Annotated in this window: 15 protein-coding genes; 11 read left to right on the top strand and 4 right to left on the bottom strand. The window is 62.3% G+C overall.

Annotated features, from left to right (window positions below):
• Positions 1–6: 6 nt before the first annotated feature.
• Positions 7–1,746 carry a ShlB/FhaC/HecB family hemolysin secretion/activation protein gene (locus tag AC1D13_RS14025; protein ID WP_477689736.1) on the bottom strand — a complete coding sequence of 580 codons (1,740 nt, stop codon included), beginning with the start codon at positions 1,744–1,746 and terminating at the stop codon, positions 7–9.
• Positions 1,747–2,396: 650 nt separating this feature from the next.
• Entirely contained in the window at positions 2,397–3,512 is a 1,116-nt protein-coding gene (locus tag AC1D13_RS14020; protein WP_457281944.1) for a 5-methyltetrahydropteroyltriglutamate--homocysteine S-methyltransferase, read from the bottom strand.
• A 144-nt stretch (positions 3,513–3,656) separates the two neighbouring features.
• Between AC1D13_RS14020 and AC1D13_RS14015 the strand changes: the two genes are divergently transcribed.
• From AC1D13_RS14015 to AC1D13_RS13965, 11 genes are all read left to right on the top strand, one after another.
• The gene (locus AC1D13_RS14015) at positions 3,657–4,751 is read left to right on the top strand and encodes an aromatic ring-hydroxylating dioxygenase subunit alpha (protein WP_457281943.1); all 1,095 of its coding nucleotides are present in this window, start codon (positions 3,657–3,659) and stop codon (positions 4,749–4,751) included.
• 107 nt (positions 4,752–4,858) lie between these two features.
• On the top strand, positions 4,859–5,563 hold the full coding sequence (locus AC1D13_RS14010) for a GntR family transcriptional regulator (protein ID WP_457281942.1): 705 nt from the start codon (positions 4,859–4,861) through the stop codon (positions 5,561–5,563).
• Positions 5,564–5,672: 109 nt separating this feature from the next.
• Positions 5,673–6,659, top strand: coding sequence for a PDR/VanB family oxidoreductase (locus tag AC1D13_RS14005; protein ID WP_477689735.1), 987 nt, complete (start codon positions 5,673–5,675; stop codon positions 6,657–6,659).
• A gap of 256 nt (positions 6,660–6,915) precedes the next feature.
• Positions 6,916–8,088, top strand: a complete 1,173-nt coding sequence (locus tag AC1D13_RS14000) for an ABC transporter substrate-binding protein (RefSeq protein ID WP_457281940.1) — start codon at positions 6,916–6,918, stop codon at positions 8,086–8,088.
• 128 nt (positions 8,089–8,216) lie between these two features.
• On the top strand, positions 8,217–9,089 hold the full coding sequence (locus AC1D13_RS13995; protein WP_457281939.1) for a branched-chain amino acid ABC transporter permease: 873 nt from the start codon (positions 8,217–8,219) through the stop codon (positions 9,087–9,089).
• Positions 9,090–10,058, top strand: coding sequence for a branched-chain amino acid ABC transporter permease (locus AC1D13_RS13990; protein ID WP_477689734.1), 969 nt, complete (start codon positions 9,090–9,092; stop codon positions 10,056–10,058).
• A complete protein-coding gene (locus AC1D13_RS13985) occupies positions 10,055–10,834 on the top strand; it encodes an ABC transporter ATP-binding protein (protein ID WP_457281937.1) in 780 nt (259 codons plus the stop codon). The genes AC1D13_RS13990 and AC1D13_RS13985 overlap by 4 nt, the downstream gene beginning before the upstream one ends.
• Complete coding sequence (locus tag AC1D13_RS13980) at positions 10,827–11,543, top strand: ABC transporter ATP-binding protein (protein WP_457281936.1); 717 nt, start codon at positions 10,827–10,829, stop codon at positions 11,541–11,543. Before AC1D13_RS13985 ends, AC1D13_RS13980 begins: the two co-directional genes overlap by 8 nt.
• A 241-nt stretch (positions 11,544–11,784) precedes the next feature.
• Positions 11,785–14,115 carry an NADP-dependent malic enzyme gene (locus tag AC1D13_RS13975; protein ID WP_457281935.1) on the top strand — a complete coding sequence of 777 codons (2,331 nt, stop codon included), beginning with the start codon at positions 11,785–11,787 and terminating at the stop codon, positions 14,113–14,115.
• Between the two features lie 178 nt (positions 14,116–14,293).
• Positions 14,294–14,689: a guanyl-specific ribonuclease gene (locus tag AC1D13_RS13970; protein ID WP_457282089.1), complete on the top strand. Its 396-nt coding sequence runs from the start codon at positions 14,294–14,296 to the stop codon at positions 14,687–14,689.
• A 54-nt stretch (positions 14,690–14,743) separates the two neighbouring features.
• A complete protein-coding gene (locus AC1D13_RS13965; RefSeq protein ID WP_348050784.1) occupies positions 14,744–15,193 on the top strand; it encodes a barstar family protein in 450 nt (149 codons plus the stop codon).
• 270 nt (positions 15,194–15,463) lie between these two features.
• Here AC1D13_RS13965 and AC1D13_RS13960 read toward each other — a convergent pair whose 3' ends face one another.
• Together AC1D13_RS13960 and rsmA are read right to left on the bottom strand one after the other, a co-directional pair.
• Positions 15,464–16,165: a glycosyltransferase family 25 protein gene (locus AC1D13_RS13960; RefSeq protein ID WP_477689733.1), complete on the bottom strand. Its 702-nt coding sequence runs from the start codon at positions 16,163–16,165 to the stop codon at positions 15,464–15,466.
• An 18-nt stretch (positions 16,166–16,183) separates the two neighbouring features.
• Positions 16,184–16,963, bottom strand: coding sequence for a 16S rRNA (adenine(1518)-N(6)/adenine(1519)-N(6))-dimethyltransferase RsmA (gene rsmA / locus AC1D13_RS13955; protein WP_477667064.1), 780 nt, complete (start codon positions 16,961–16,963; stop codon positions 16,184–16,186).
• Positions 16,964–17,064 lie beyond the last annotated feature (101 nt).

Genomic DNA, 17,064 nt, shown 5'->3' with positions numbered 1-17,064 from the left:
GCCGGGCTAGAACCAGGCTTGGACCGACAGCCAGGCGCGCGGCGCACGGTCCGGGTCGCCGGTGGACGGCGGCGCCGTCGTCGTGCGCCATGCCAGGTAGGTCTTGACCAGGAATTTGCCGGGCTGGCCCAGCGTGGCGCCCACACCGACGGAACCGAGGCTCAGCGTGTTGGCATTGCCCGGCACAGTGGGGCCGTTCTGGTTGAAGCGAATGCGCCCATGGTCATAGAAAGCCAGCAGAGTCAAAGGCTCACCCCAGACCGTTGGGGCGAGCTGGTAACGCGACTCCAGGTTCAACAGGAAACCGGCGTCGCCGACGCCTTCCCCCACCGGGTAGCCGCGCACGCCATTGGGCCCGCCCAGAACCATTTTTTCGGCCGAGCTGAGGTTTTTCGACGCCAGCTGGGCCTGTGCCGCGACGTGAAAGCTGTAAGCGGCATCAAAAAACTGGGAGCGCTGGAATTCCAGGTTCAGCTTGCTGAAACCGCCCGCTGTGCGCAGGCCGCCGAGGCCATCGTCAAGCGCCTGATCGGCCGCATTCAGCGTGAGGCGGCCGAAGGTGGCGTTCACGGCATAGTTGTTCAGGCTGCTGCCGCCCGCCAGTTCGTCGATGAAGTTACCCGCCAGCCCCAGCCTGAGCGCGGCGATGTCGCGCTCGCTTTTGAGTGCGGGTGTGCGCGTTTCGTCAACGAGCTTTTTTTGCTCTGCACTGATGAGGCCGTACAAATTGTTGGCGCGCCCGCGCAGCAGGGGGTGGGACAGGGTGAGGCCGAGAATGTCGGCCCGGCCGCTGGCCCCCAGCGGCTCGAATTGCTTGCCCAGCGCGTAGTCCAGGCGCACCGCGCTGACACCCACCCGCGTGCCGTAAGCGCCGACCGGCACGGTGTAGCCGGCGCGGTACAGGGTCGAGCCAGCCTGGTCGCTTTGCTGGGCGCTCAAGGCCAGCACGTCACCGCGCCCCAGCAGGTTGTTGAGATTGGCACTTAACGTGACACGCGCGGCACCAGCGGCGCGCGCGCCATGGTTGTCTACGCTGACCGAGCCGTCGGCGCGCGGCCCTTTGCCCTGCACGGTGATCAGGACATCCGCCAGGCCCAGGCGATCTCCAGGCTCAACCGTAGCGCCGGCGTCATATCCCGCCAGGTCGCGCAACAGCAACACGGGCTTGTCGAGTGCGTATTCGGTAACGGCGTCACCGGACCGCAGCTGGCTGCCCACCAGTTCTTCCGCGAACGCCTTTGAGATGCCGGCGCCGTCGACACGCACAGAGACGCGGCCGACCCGCGCTTCAATGATGGTGATGGCGACAGTCCCGCCTTCTGCGGGAAACGCCTGCTCGGGCAGGTACGCCTGCGTGAGCAGATAGCCGTTCTGCCGGTAAAGCGCGCTGATGGCATTGGCGGCATCTGTGAGGCCGGCCAGATCCGTGGGCCGGTGGAGCCGGCTCGACAGCAAAGCCGCAAGTGCTTCACTGGAGAAAACGCTGTTGCCGGAAAAGCTGAACGCCGCTGGCGTAATGCGCGCAGTTCCCGCCGCTGGCTCCGCAACCCGGGGCGGTGCCAGTTCGGGCAGTGGCCCGCTACGCAAGGGCAGCAACGGTAACGAACCTTGCGGCTCCAGCAGCGTTCCGGCATCGGGCCGCACGTCTGCCCGGACCTGCGCCAGCGCAGGGACGTCCAGGGCGATGCATACGCCCAGAACCCCCCAGGCGACAAGCCTGGATGCCAGAAAGACTGAACTGCTCAAGAAGCGACCCTTTCGGTGTACAAATGCAACAAAATGTTTTATCGGTTGTAGCGCTTTGCTCTTACGCTGTCCAATATTTTTTGTTAAAACACCTCCTATTTTCGCTGTAAGTGTTTGTTTTTGCACAGTTATTTAAAGATCCTGGAAAAATAAGCCGGCACGCCGATGGCTCTTTGCCAAATGTAAGTAAATGTTCATTGCCCTATTCCCACCGACAGGCAGACAGAAGTGGTCGTCGTCCGCACGAAGGAGCACCGGTCAATAGGGATAAGAAGAGGAGGCAAAGAAGAGGGGCGGCACTCATGGGGTACGCGCCGGCCGGCAGCGCCCGTACTGGCGAGAGCTGCGCCAGAAGCCTGCGGGCGGCATGCCCAGGCCATGCTTGCTATCTTTTTGAGAGCTGCTTGCGCACGTCCAGTGGGAATGGTGAGCCGTTTGATGCCCAATCGTGGCACCGACCCGTTGGCCGGGGTTGCCCACGGGATCGCCGCCAACCGGGAGCCACCAAGCCACAGCGAAACTACCGACGCAGCAGAAGGCGCCGGTTAACGGCCCCCAAAAAAACAGGCTGGAGTCAGCCAGGCCCCCTCGCTAAAGATACGAGAAGGGGATACGAGAAGGGGAGGATGAGTGCCAGTCCCGGGGTCAGCTCAGGCTGTGCCCCACACCTCGCGTGCGGTTTCGACCACCAGGCGCAGCTTGTTGCGTTGCGCTTCCACGGCGATGTTGTTGCCGTGTACGGTGCTGCTGAAGCCGCACTGCGGTGACAGCGCGAGCTGCTCCAGCGGCGCGTATTTCGCAGCGTCTTCAATGCGGCGCTTCAGGTCGTCCTTGCTTTCCATTTCACCGAACTTGGTAGTGACCAGGCCCAGCACCACGGTCTTGCCCTTGGGCAGGTAGCGCAGGGGTTTGAAGTCGCCGCTGCGGCTGTCGTCGTACTCGAGGAAATAGGCGTCCAGGTCCATCTCCTTGAGCAGCGCCTCGGCCACCGGCTCGTAGTTGCCGGCCGCGGCGTGGGTGCTCTTGAAGTTGCCGCGGCACAAATGCATGGCCAGCGTCATGCCGGCGGGCTTTTGCGCGACCACCTTGTTGATGAATTTGGCGTAGCGGTGCGGCAGCTCGTTGGGATCGTCTCCGCGCTGGCGCGCCGCTTCACGCATTTTCTCGTCGCACAGGTAGGCCAGGTTGGTGTCGTCCATCTGCACATAGGTACAGCCGGCCGCGGCCAGGCTGCGCAGTTCGTCGCCATAGGCCTTGGCTACGTCGTCGTAAAAAGCCGGATCGAGTTCGGGATAGGCCTCCTTGCTGATGCCGGCGCGGCCGCCGCGAAAGTGCAGCATCGTGGGCGAGGGAATGGTGACCTTGGGCGTGTTGCCCGCACTGACCTGGCTTTTGAGGTACTGGAAGTCGGCGAGCTGGATGTCCTTGACGTGGCGCACCTTGTCGATCACCCGCATCACCGGCGGCGCCAGTTCCATGCTGCCGTCGGGCCGCTGGATGGTGACCGGGATATCGGTCTTCACGCCGCCGATCTGCTCGAGGAAGTCGATGTGGAAGTAGGTGCGGCGGAATTCGCCGTCAGTGATGCTTTTGAGGCCCACGTCTTCCTGGAACTTCACGATTTCGGTGATGGCCTGGTCTTCGACCTTGCGCAGTTGTTCAGGCGTGATCTGGCCCTTGGCTTTTTGCTCGCGGGCTTCCAGCAGGTACTGCGGGCGCAGAAAGCTGCCGACATGGTCATAACGGGCGGGTAGCTTGGCGGTCATGGGAAAGTCTCCATCGGTTGCAGGCACAAACCCCCATGGTATTCCAGCAAAATCACCTCTCATTGAATACAGAAATTCCGTATTTACCCTGAATTTCCCTATTTTTCTTGGCTTTTTGGCAATTTATGTATACATTGAGTATCCATGAATGCTCAGAAATCGACTTTCCCCCTGAACGCCTGGTATGCCGCCGCTTATGACGTGGAGGTGGGCCGCACGCTGCTGGCGCGCACGATTTGCAAGCAGAAGGTGGTGATGTTCCGCCGCACCGACGGCCAGGTCGCCGTACTGGAAGACGCCTGCTGGCACCGGCTGCTGCCGCTGTCCATGGGCACGCTGAACGGCGACGAGGTGACCTGCGGTTACCACGGCCTGGTCTATAACGCCCAGGGCCGCTGCACCCACATGCCCAGCCAGGAAACGCTGAACCCTTCGGCCTGCGTGCGTGCCTTCCCGGTACTGGAAAAGCATCGCTTTGTCTGGATCTGGCCCGGCGACCCGGCCAAGGCCGACCCGGCGCTGGTGCCCGACATGCATTGGAACGACGACGCAGACTGGGCCGGCGACGGCAAGCTGATCACGGTGAAGTGCGACTACCGCCTGGTCGTCGACAACCTGATGGACCTGACCCACGAAACCTTTGTGCACGGCTCCAGCATCGGCCAGCGCGCCGTGGCCGAGGCGCCCTTTGTCGCCACGCATGGCGACCGTACGGCCACCGTCACGCGCTGGATGGAAAACATCGACGCACCGCCGTTCTGGGCCGGGCAGATTGAGCACGCGCGCGGCTACAGGGGCAAGGTGGACCGCTGGCAAATCATCAAATTCGAAGCGCCCTGCACTGTGAACATCGACGTCGGCGTGGCCGAAGCCGGATCGGGTGCGCCACCCAAAGACGGCCAGCCGGGCGACCGCAGCAAGGGCGTCAATGGTTTTGTGCTGAATACGGTGACGCCGGAAACAGACGGCAGCTGCCACTACTTCTGGGCTTTCGCACGCAATTACTGCCTGGGTGAACAGCGCCTGACGCACCAGCTGCGCGAGGGCGTGGCCGGCATCTTCCGCGAGGACGAACATGTGCTGGAGGCCCAGCAAATCGCCATCGACGAACACCCGGACCACCAGTTCTACAACCTCAACATCGATGCCGGCTCGATGTGGGCCCGGCGCCTGATAGACGGACTGATCGCGAAAGAAAAACCACCGGCGCCTGTCATCACTATCCGGCTGGCGGCCTGAGGCGGGGATCATTTTTTATGCGAACCACAATCAATGCTATCAATTCAGTAGCTTCCAGCGCAGATTCCGAAAGGGCTACAGGCCAAAATAGCCTTGAAAGCGCGCAGGTGCGGGCGCAGCTTCAGCTTCGCGAGATGATCCTGGCCGGCGAGTTGCCCGGCGGAGCACGCATTGCCGAGCTGTCCATCGTTGAAAAACTCGGCTTCTCACGCACACCCATCCGCGCGGCATTGATGCGGCTGGAGCAGGAAGGCCTGCTGGAGTCGCTGCCCAACGGCGGCTACGCCGTGCGCACGTTTTCCGAACGCGATGTGTCCGAAGCGATCGAACTGCGCGGCACCATTGAAGGGCTGTCGGCGCGGCTGGCCGCCGAGCGCGGCGCACCCACCGTGGTGCTGAACGAAGCCCGCGAATGCCTGGGCAAGATCGATGCGGTGCTCAGCCAGCCTGCGCTGGACGATGAGGCTTTCTCTTCCTACGTCGCGCTGAACGAGCGGTTTCATGAACTGCTGGGTGAAATGGCCGGTAGCAGCGTCATTGCCAAGGAGCTCGAACGCGTGTTCAGCCTGCCGTTTGCGTCGCCTTCGGGTTTTGTAGTGGTGCAGGCCAATTCCCCGGGCGCTCGCGACATGCTGGTCGTGGCGCAGGACCAGCACCGACAGGTGCTCGACGCCATTGAGCAGCGCGAGGGCTCGCGCGCCGAAGCGATCATGCGCGAGCACTCACGCCTGGCCCAGCGCAACCTGCGCGCTGCCGTGGCCAGCCACAACCTGGACCAGATGCCCGGCGTGCGGCTCATACGGAAGAAATGACGTCCCCCCAAAGCGGCCTGCGGCCGCCTCCCCCCAAGGGGCGCCACCAGTGGCCCGGCAAAGCCGGTTCCACGGCGGCCCTCGAATTTAAGAGATCACGGAAAACTGAATGAAAGCCACCTCCAGCTGGACCGATGCGGTCATTGAATCTTTTGACGAACTCACGCCCACCGTGCGCGAGTTCCGCATCCGGCCCATGGGTGACGCAGCCACCGTGCAGCGCCACGAACCTGGCAGCCACCTGCAGGTACAGCTGCTGGTGGACGGCAAGCCGCAGCTTCGTTCTTACTCACTGGTCAGCGAGACCGATGGCCAAACGTATCGCATCGCGGTGAAGCGGCTGGACGACGGCCGCGGCGGTTCGCGCGCGATGTGGCAGCTGGCCGCTGGCGACCGGTTGCAGGTGAGCGGGCCGCGCAACCATTTCCCGCTGGACTTCAATGCCCCGGCTTACCTGCTGGTGGCCGGCGGCATAGGCATCACGCCGCTGGTGGGCATGGCCCAGGCGCTGGCCGACCGCTGTGCGCAGTCGGGCCGGCCGCTGCGCATGCTGTATGGCGTGCGCAGTGAATCTGAACTGGCTTACGGCGAAATGCTGCGGGCTTGCCTGGGCGAGCGGCTGCAGGCGGCCGTCGACGCGCGCATCGATTTCGCCGGCGAGATCGCAGCGCTACCGGCCGGCGCGCAAATGTATGTCTGCGGCCCGGTGCCCATGCTGGACGCGGCGCGCCATGCCTGGGAAGCCTCGGGCCGGCCAGCGGCCGACCTGCGTTATGAAACCTTCGGCAACAGCGGGCGCTTCGCACCGCAGGCTTTTCGGGTGCAAATCCCCCGCCACGCGCTGGACATCACTGTGCCGGCCGACTGCAGCCTGCTGGATGCGCTGGAGCAGGCTGGGGTGCAGGCCGTCTTCGACTGCAAGCGCGGCGAATGCGGCCTGTGCACACTGGACGTGCTGGCGGTCGACGGCGAGATCGACCACCGCGACGTCTTTCTGAGCGAGCACGAGAAACAACAAAACACGCGCTTGTGCGCCTGTGTCTCGCGCGTGGTCGGTTCGGTGACGCTGGATTCTTCCTACCGGCCCGACGCGTGAGGGGACAACTTGTGTGCGATCACCGGGTCATGCGCGCGATGATCGCGCAACCGACCGCGAACCAACAGCAACCCCGTGAGCGGCAACCCACACAATGAAGCCATGGAGGGCATGGCCGATGTGTTCACATATCGAACATTTGTGCTGATACCGCACTCATACTAGACTCGCACCGTTTTACGGCCGGATGCCGGCGACCTGAACTCCGCCGCGTTTGACGCAGCAGCAAGAACTGAAAACCACCCAGGAGACAAGCATGAAAAAACGTACCTTCCTCACCGCCGCCGCGCTGTCGGCCGCGGCACTTGCCGCCGCCCCGGCACTGGCCCAGGACAACACCTTCAAGATCGGCCTGATCCTGCCGATGACGGGCCAGCAGGCCACCACCGGCCGGCAGATCGAGGCGGCCGTGCGCCTTTACATGGCGCAGAACGGCGACAGCGTGGCGGGCAAGAAAATCCAGCTGATCGTGAAGGACGACACCTCACTGCCGGACACCACACGGCGCCTGGCGCAAGAGCTGGTGGTCAACGACAAGGTCAACGTGCTGGCAGGCTTCGGCATCACGCCCTCGGCCCTGGCCACCGCGCCCATTGCGACGCAATCCAAGACGCCCATGGTGGTGATGGCGGCGGCAACATCCAGCATCACGCAGGCTTCCCCCTACATCGTGCGCAGCAGCTTCACGCTGCCGCAGGTTTCGGTCGCCCTGGCCGACTGGGCGCCCAAGAACGGCATCAAGACGGTGGTCACGCTGGTGTCCGACTACGGCCCCGGCATCGACGCGGAGAAATTCTTCAAGGACCGCCTGACCTTTAATGGCGGCCAGGTGACCGACGCGCTGCGCGTGCCGCTGCGCAATCCCGACTTCGCGCCCTTCCTGCAAAAAGTGCGGGACAACAAGCCCGATGCGCTCTTCGTCTTCGTGCCTTCGGGCGCAGGCGCCGCGGTGATGAAGCAGTTTCTTGAGCGCGGCCTGGACAAGGCCGGCATTCGGCTGATCGCCACCGGCGATGTGACGGACGACGACCAGCTCAACGACATGGGTGACGGCGCGATTGGCGTCGTTACTTCGCACCACTACTCGGCGGCGCACCCCTCGGCGATGAACAAAAAATTCGTGGAAGCGTTTGCCAAAGCCAACAAGGGCCTGCGCCCCAACTTCATGGCGGTGGGTGGCTATGACGGCATGCGGGTAATTTACGAGGCGCTCAAAACCAGCAAGGGCCAGGGTGGCGGCGACGCGCTGCTCGAAGCCATGAAGGGCCAGCTGTTTGAAAGCCCGCGCGGCAAGATTTTCATCGACGCACAGACGCGCGACATCGTGCAGGATGTCTATCTGCGCAAGGTCGAGAAGAAGGACGGGCAACTCTACAACGTGGAGTTTGATGTGATCAAGGACGTCAAGGATCCCGGGAAGAACAAGTAACCCCCCGAAGCGCCGCTTCGCGTCGCCTTCCCCCTGCTGGGGGCAACACCAGCGGCCCGGCGAAGCCGGTTCCGCGGTATTCCTGGCACGGACCTCTCTCAAGCAAACACTGATCCTCTGGCCAAAGCATGCTGACCCTTCTTTTTGACGGAATCGCCTACGGCATGCTGCTGTTCATCCTGGCGGTGGGCCTGGCGGTGACCATGGGCCTGATGAATTTCATCAACCTCGCGCATGGCGCTTTCGCGATGGCCGGCGGCTACATCACCGTGTTGCTGATGCAGCACTTCGGCGTGCCTTTTTTGCTGTGCCTGCCGCTGGCCTTCGCCGGCTCAGCGCTGCTAGGCGCTGTGCTGGAGCGCACGCTGTACCGGCCGCTGTACAACAAGCCGCACCTGGACCAGGTGCTGTTTTCGATCGGCCTGGTGTTCATGGCGGTGGCCAGCGTGGACTACTTCGTCGGCTCGACGCAGCAGATCGTGCAGCTGCCCCAATGGCTCAAGGGCCGCACCGAGATCGGCAGCGGCGCCTGGATGCTGGGCATGGGCCACTACCGGCTGTTCATCATTGCGGTGTGCGCCGCGCTCACGCTGGGCCTGCAATACGTGCTGACTCGCACGCGCTTCGGCAGCCGCTTGCGTGCCTCGGTGGACGACCAGCGCGTGGCGGCCGGCCTGGGCATCAACGTCAACATCGTGTTCCTTTCGACCTTCGCCGTCGGCTCGGGACTGGCCGGCCTGGGCGGCGCGCTGGGCGCCGAAGTGCTGGGGCTGGATCCGAGCTTTCCGCTCAAGTTCATGATTTACTTCCTGATCGTGGTGGCCGTGGGCGGCACCACGTCGATCACCGGGCCGCTGCTGGCCGCGCTGCTGCTGGGCATTGCCGACGTGGCGGGCAAGTACTACATCCCCAAGCTGGGGGCCTTCATCGTTTACAGCCTGATGATCGTGATTTTGATCTGGCGGCCGCAGGGCCTCTTTGTGCGCAAGGGCGGCAGATAAATGAACACTCAAACGTCCCTGCTTAAAAACAGCCGCTGGAAGCTCTGGGAACCGGTGCTCTGGCTCGCCGCCTTCGCCGCGCCAGTGCTGATGCCCAGCCACGCGTCCATCATCAATGAGATCGCCATCGTCGCGCTGTTCGCGGTGTCGCTGGATCTGGTGCTGGGTTACACCGGCATCGTCTCGCTGGGCCATGCAGCCTTCTTCGGCATAGGCGGCTATGCGGCGGCGCTGTTCGCCAAGCTGGTCATGCCGGACCCGCTGGTGGGCCTGGCGGTGGGCATCGCCACCGCCACACTGCTGGGTGCCGTGTGTTCACTCACCATCCAGCGCGGCAGCGACCTGACACGGCTCATGGTGACACTGGGGGTGGCGCTGATCCTGCTGGAGCTGGCCAACAAGCTTGACTGGCTGACCGGCGGCGCCGACGGCCTGCAAGGCGTGGTGATGGGCCCGCTGCTGGGCCGCTTCGAGTTTGACCTGTCGGGCCGCACCGCCGCCTATTACTCGCTGGCCGTGCTGCTCATTTTGTTTGTGCTGATGCGTCGCCTCGTGCATTCGCCGCTGGGCGCGACACTCAAGGCGATACGCGACAACCGCCTGCGCGCCATGGCCATCGGCATTCCGGTCGCTTCGCGGCTGACCGTGGTCTACACGGTGGCAGCCGGCGTCGCGGGCGCCGCGGGAGCGTTGATGACGCAAACCACCGGCTTTGCCTCGCTGGATTTGTTTGAGTTTCATCGTTCGGCCGATGTGCTGCTGATCCTGGTGGTCGGCGGCGCTGGCTGGCTGTATGGCGGCGTAGCCGGGGCCATCGTGTTCAAGCTGATGCAGGACGCGCTGTCGTCCATCACGCCGCAGTACTGGACCTTCTGGATAGGCCTCTTCCTGGTGGTGCTGGTGCTGGTGGGGCGCGAGCGCCTGGTCCGGCCCTGGGCATGGTTGCCTAAGCACGGAGGCCAGTCATGAGCGCGGCGCCGCACAGCGACGCGGTGCTGTCCGCGCAAGGGCTGGTGATGCGCTTCGGTGGCATTGCCGCCACCAACAACGTGAGCCTGAACCTGCGTCGCGGCGCGCGCCATGCGCTGATAGGGCCGAACGGTGCGGGCAAGACCACGCTGGTCAACCTGCTGACGGGCGTTCTGCAGCCGACCGAGGGCCGCATCCTCCTCGACGGCGAAGATATCACGCGGCTGGCGCCGCACCAGCGCGTCAAGCGCGGGATGGTGCGTACCTTCCAGATCAACCAGCTCTTCGATTCGCTCACGCCGCTGGAAACGCTGGCACTGACCGTATCGCAACAAGCGGGGCTCGGCGCGAAATGGTGGCAGGCGCTGGGGCGCAACCGGCGCGTGGCCGAGCGCTGCGAACAGTTGCTGGAGCAGTTTCACCTGACCGGAGTGATGGATCAACCGACACGCATGCTGGCCTACGGAAAGCGCCGCTTGCTGGAAATCGCCGTGGCGCTGGCCTGCGAGCCGCGTGTGCTGCTGCTCGACGAACCCGTGGCGGGTGTGCCGGCCGGCGAGCGCGAAGAACTGCTGCAGACCGTGGCCGCACTGCCCGCTGACGTGTCGGTACTGCTGATCGAGCACGACATGGACCTGGTGTTCAGCTTCGCCACCACCATGACGGTACTGGTCAACGGCACGCTGCTGACCGAGGGCACGCCTGAGGAAATCGCGGCCGACCCTCAGGTCAAGGCGGTCTATCTGGGCCATGGCGAAGAGGTGGCTCATGGCTGAACTGCTCAAGGTCGACAAACTGCGCGCCGGCTACGGTGAGGCAGTGGTGCTGCACGAGGTGTCGTTCGCACTGGGCGAGGGACAGACGCTCGCGCTGCTGGGCCGTAACGGCACCGGCAAAACCACGCTGATCAACACACTGGCAGGCGCGACGCGGCAGCACGGCGGCGCCATCTCGTTCGGGGCGGGCACATCCATGGTCGCGTTGCACCATTTGCCCTCGCACGAACGCGCGGCGGCCGGCATAGGCTGGGTGCCGCAGGAGCGCAATATCTTCAAGTCGCTGACGGTGCACGAGAACCTGACGGCGGTGGCGCGCCCGGGCAAATGGAACCCCGAAGGCGTGTACGCCATGTTCCCGCGCCTGGCCGAGCGAAAGGGCAACCTGGGCACGCAGCTGTCGGGCGGCGAGCAGCAGATGCTGGCTGTGGGCCGGGCGCTGGTACTCAACCCGAAGCTGCTGCTGCTCGACGAACCGCTGGAGGGCCTGGCGCCCATCATCGTGGAGGAGCTGCTGCGCGCCATACGCCGCATCACGCGCGAAGAGGGCCTGAGCGCCATCATCGTGGAGCAACACCCGCAAGCCATTCTGGCGATTTCCGACAGCGCCGTGGTGCTGGACCGCGGCATGGTAGTCCACACCGGAACGGCCCAGGCGTTGCGCGAGCAGCCCGAGCGCCTGGACCATTTGCTGGGTGTTGCGCGCTGAGCGGCGCAGGCCCGCCAACCTGGCTTTTTTTATTTCGCGCTTAAAGCGCTCAAAAAACGGCTACGCGCCGCCATCGTGAATGAGCTCCGCGGCAAAGCGGCTTTCTGTGCTGAAAAGTCAAAAGCAATACACCTTTTTGCGTAGATTCACTTACTAGGGTTTTCCCCTCCGACGGCCTACAATCGCAGACCTTACAAGAAATTGACGGTCGACCCGACCGTTTCCGCTGGAGACCTTGCTGATGCCGACACCCCCCACCGCGACGCCCAATAGCACTGAAGCCAATCGCGAAGAAAAACGCGCCGAATTGCGCCTCGCCGCACTTGAATACCACGAGTTTCCGACCCCGGGCAAGATCGCCATTGCAGCGACCAAACAGCTGACCAACCAGCGCGACCTGGCCCTGGCTTATTCGCCAGGCGTCGCCGCACCTTGCGAAGAAATTGTCAAGGACCCGAATAACGCCTTTAAGTACACCAGCCGCGGCAACCTTGTGGCTGTCGTGACCAACGGCACCGCCGTGCTGGGCCTGGGCGACATCGGCCCTTTGGCCTCCAAGCCGGTCATGGAAGGCAAGGGCGTGCTGTTCAAGAAGTTCGCCGGCGTGGATGTGTTCGACATTGAGATCGACGAAAAAGACCCGGCCAAGCTGGTCGACATCATTGCTTCGCTGGAGCCGACCTTCGGCGCCATCAACCTTGAAGACATCAAGGCGCCCGACTGTTTTTATATCGAGCGTGAGCTGCGCAAGCGCATGAAGATCCCGGTCTTCCATGATGACCAGCACGGTACCGCCATCACCGTAGGTGCGGCCGTCCTGAATGCGCTCAAGGTTGTCGGCAAAGGTCCGGGGCAAGTCAAGCTCGTGACGTCCGGCGCGGGCGCGGCCGCCCTGGCTTGCCTGAACCTGTTGCTCAAGCTGGGCATCCAGCGCGAAAACGTGTTCGTGACCGATCTGGCCGGCGTGGTCTATGAAGGCCGCACCGAGCTGATGGACGAAGACAAGATCCAGTTCGCGCAGAAGACCGATGCACGCACGCTTGCCGACGTCATCGCTGGCGCGGACATCTTCCTGGGCCTTTCCGCCGGTGGCGTGCTCAAGAAAGACATGGTCGCCAAAATGGCCGCCAAGCCCATCATCCTGGCGCTGGCCAATCCCAATCCCGAGATCACGCCGGAGGACGTCCGGACCGTGCGCGACGACGCCATCATGGCGACCGGCCGCACCGACTACCCGAATCAGGTCAACAACGTCCTGTGCTTTCCCTACATCTTCCGCGGCGCACTGGATGCCGGGGCCTCCACCATCACCATCGAGATGGAAATCGCGGCTGTACACGCCATAGCCGAGCTGGCGCAGGCCGAGCAAAGTGAAGTCGTGGCAGCCGCCTACGTGGGTGAAAAGCTGGCGTTCGGGCCCGAATACCTGATTCCCAAGCCTTTCGATCCGCGCCTCATGATGAAGATCGCGCCCGCCGTCGCGCAGGCGGCGGCCGACAGCGGGGTGGCCCTGCGGCCCATTCAGGACATGAACGCTTACCGCGAGCGGCTGCAAAGCTTTGTCTACGCCTCGGGCACGGTGATGAAACCGATTTTCGCGGCCGCCAAGGCCGCCAGCCGCAAGCGTGTGGCCTATGCCGAGGGTGAGGAAGAACGCGTGCTGCGTGCCTGCCAGATCGTGGTGGATGAAGGACTCGCACGCCCGACACTGATCGGCCGGCCCGCCATCATTGCCCAACGCATCGAAAAATTCGGCCTGCGCCTTAAGGAGGAGCTCGACTACGACGTCGTCAATGTCGAGCAGGATCATCGCTACCGCGACTTCTGGCAAACCTATCACCGCCTCATGGAACGCCGTGGTGTGACGGTGCAGATCGCCAAAATCGAAATGCGCCGCCGCCTCACATTGATCGCCGGCATGTTGCTGCACAAAGGCGACGTGGACGGGCTGATTTGCGGCACCTGGGGCACGACGGCCCATCATCTGGACTATCTGGATCAGGTCATCGGCAAGCGCGAAGGCGTCAACACCTATGCCTGCATGAACGGCTTGTTGCTTCCGGGGCGCCAGGTGTTCCTGCTCGATACGCACGTCAACTGCGATCCGACTGCGGAACAGCTCGCGGAGATCACCACCATGGCGGCCGAGGAAATGATGCGCTTTGGCATCAAGCCCAAGGCGGCTCTGCTGTCGCATTCGAATTTTGGCTCTTCCAACCTGCCCAGCGCCCTGAAAATGCGCCGCACGCTGGAGTTGCTGCGCGAGAAAGCGCCATGGCTTGAGGTTGATGGGGAGATGCATGGCGACATGGCATTGGACGCCGATGCGCGCGCCCTCATCATGCCGAACAGCACCCTGACGGGTGAGGCCAACCTCCTGGTACTGCCCAATATTGATGCAGCGAACATTTCCTACAACCTGCTGAAAACAGCGGCGGGTGGCAATATCGCCATCGGCCCGGTTTTGCTGGGAGCAAACAAGCCCATGCACATCCTGACCGCTACGGCAACGGTGCGCCGTATTGTCAACATGACCGCACTGACGGTAGCGGATGCCAATGCGAGTCGATGAGCCAAAATTAGATAGCTAGCACTAACTTAGTGCATCAATGACCTCTCTCTTTACTGCCTAAATTTTCAGCATCCACTTGCGTTTTTTAGCCACATGCGGCAAACTACCTCTCTTGAAATTTAAGGGTTAACCCGAAAAATCGGTGGGTAACTCTGAATTCGAGAAAAAGGTTTTTTTCATGTTGCGCAATGGGTGGGCGGCCAAAACGGCCATGTTGCTGGTTTTGGCAACCGGTCTGGCCGGGTCAATCCCCAGCATGGTGCAGGCAAAGGGCCCGGTTCCGATCGGGACCATAGCGACCGTCCAATTGCCCCCCCAGGGACGCGACATGATGGTGCTGATCTACCAGGGCGGGCCTTTCAAGCATGAAAAGGACGGCGTGGTGTTTGGGAACCGGGAACGACTTCTACCGGCTCAAAGTCGCGGTTACTACCGCGAATACACCGTCAGAACGCCCGGTGAGCGCAGCCGGGGAGCCCGGCGCATCGTTTGTGGTGGCTTGAAACCTGTCGCACCTGATGCCTGTTATTACACCGACGATCACTATGCGAGTTTTCGCAAAATCGTTCAATAAATTGAACTGTGATCGTTATTTTGAGTTTTTGACTTAAGAGAAAGAGTAGCGGAGATGGATACACCACTTCGTCGGGACAACGAAACGCCTTTGCGCAAGGACGGTGAAACGCCCTTGCGCGGCGTACGTCCCAATATCGTTCAATCCATACGGGCCTTCCGGGTGCAAGACCTGCAGGATGCCGCGACACATTTAAACCAGCATTTCCTGTACGCCAACCTGGGCAACGCCCAGAGCAAGCAGGACGTGCTGGACATGATTGCGGCGCAGTACACCTTTCCGGCGCATTTCGGCAAAAACTTCGACGCACTGTACGACTGCATGACGGACCTGGTTCACAAGTCAGGCCCGCAACCCGGCTTTATTGTCGTGCTCGAGCAAATTCCGGCCAACGCCAAATTTGACAAGGAAGCGCGCGAGCAGTTGCTCGACATCTTCCGGGATGCCTCTGATTACTGGGCGGATCGCAAGATACCGTTCAGATGTTTCTATTCTTTTCTGTAGCCCGCTCCCCAGACATTGGCCAAGGGGATCGGGCGAATGAGGCCCAGCAAGCAACCGCGGAAGGCGAAGAAATCATGCCGACCGACAAATTGGTAGACGTGTCGCCACTGGCGTTGCGCATGAGCAGCCCGTTTAATGCGGGTTACTGGCTGGCAGCTGCCTGAAAAAAGGCGCGCTGTCCGGTTCACAAAAGGCCCGCTTGTTGCGGGCTTTTTTTCGCCAGGCCGGAAGTTAAGACAACGGCCGCATCCGACAGCACCGCGCCGCGACTTAAAACATGTAGTAAAGAATGCGGTGAAAATATTTGCTGATATCAATCGGGATGCGCACCAGCATCAGCTGAAGACGCGCGATGCCGGACAATCGCGGTCGAACCCGATGGCCGATTTGCGTGTCGGTTCCCGCCTGGCGGACCGGATAGGGCAACAAGGCATAGGTGTTGATACCGTGTAAATGCCTCGCCTCCATAAAGTCGTCAACGGCCATGTAAAACCGCGTTGATCGCCGTATCAGCTCCGCGGCCTCTCGCGGTCCCAGCACATAAGCCGCCGCGCCGGAAGGGTCACCCCAGTACTTTGCGTAGGGTGTGTCGCCGATGAATTTGTGCCGTTTCTCAAAGACGCCTGCGAGCCTGACCATGGGATACGGTGCCAATTCAAGCTGGGCGAGCAACGCCGTACTTAGCGTTGGAATTAATACGTCATCTTCCAGCACGAGGCATTTTTCGCCCTCGGCCAGCACTGCTCTCCAGGCATCCTGATGCGCCAGAAAACAGCCGACCTCCCCGGGCGACATGCTGTAACCATAACGAATCCGACGCGCACTTTCGCTGTAGCCTACCTCGGCCAGCCGTTCTGGGTCGACTCGCACACCATCAATCAGGCTATAGCGCAGCCCCAGCGCCATCATTTGCCGGTCAATAGTCGCTCGCCTGGTGGTCGCCTCGGGAAGTGAGATGACAAATATCTTCATATCAGGTGTACCGAACAGCTAATTGCGCAGTTGCGCTACGCTCCGCGCCAGGGCCACATACTCGGTCACCCCGACTTCTTCAGCGCGCCGCTGGACATCAAACTGCCCGCCAAAACCGTGGCTGTCCAGCCACTTTCCCAAGGTGTGGCGCAGCAACTTGCGACGCTGGCTAAAGGCGACCTGCACCAGCTCACTCAGGAGTTTGACGTCCAGCGCCACAGGCGCTGCATGCGGCACCATGCGCACCACGGCGCTATCGACCCGCGGCGGCGGATCAAAACTGTGCGGCGGCACGAACAGCACGTTTTCCATCGCGTAGCGCCACTGCAGCATCACGCTGAGCCGGCTGTAATCGCTGGTAGCTGGCACCGCCACCATCCGGTCTATCACTTCTTTTTGCAACATGAAGTGCTGGTCTTCTATGACCTCCACGGCATCCAGCAAATGAAACAGGATGGGTGTGGAAATGTTGTAGGGGAGATTGCCGACCACCCGAAGTTTTTGCCCTTCGGCACAGGCCGTTCGCGCCAGCTGGCGGACATCCACTTTCAACACGTCGGACTCAACCACGGCAAGCTGGGGGTGCAATCGCAACTGGCGGGCAAGATCGCGGTCCAGCTCAATGACCGTCAAGTGCCCCACCCGTTCAACCAAGGGTTGGGTCAGCGCAGCCAATCCAGGCCCGATCTCCACCATGGCCTGTCCTGGACGTGGAGCAATCGCCTGCACAATCCCCTCAATGACGCCTTGGTCCGTCAGGAAATGCTGGCCAAAACGCTTGCGCGGAATATGTTTCACATTGGGGGCGACCTAAAGCCGCCAGACTGGCATACAAACAAGACTGCCGTTTTTTGGAGAAGTCAGCCGGAAAGTTGACCCGCCCACGCAGCGCGAATGGA

This window comes from Polaromonas sp. P1_E12 (genome assembly GCF_056405975.1).
Note: the sequence above shows the minus strand (reverse complement) of the source record. Positions and strands in the feature narration are given on the sequence as shown.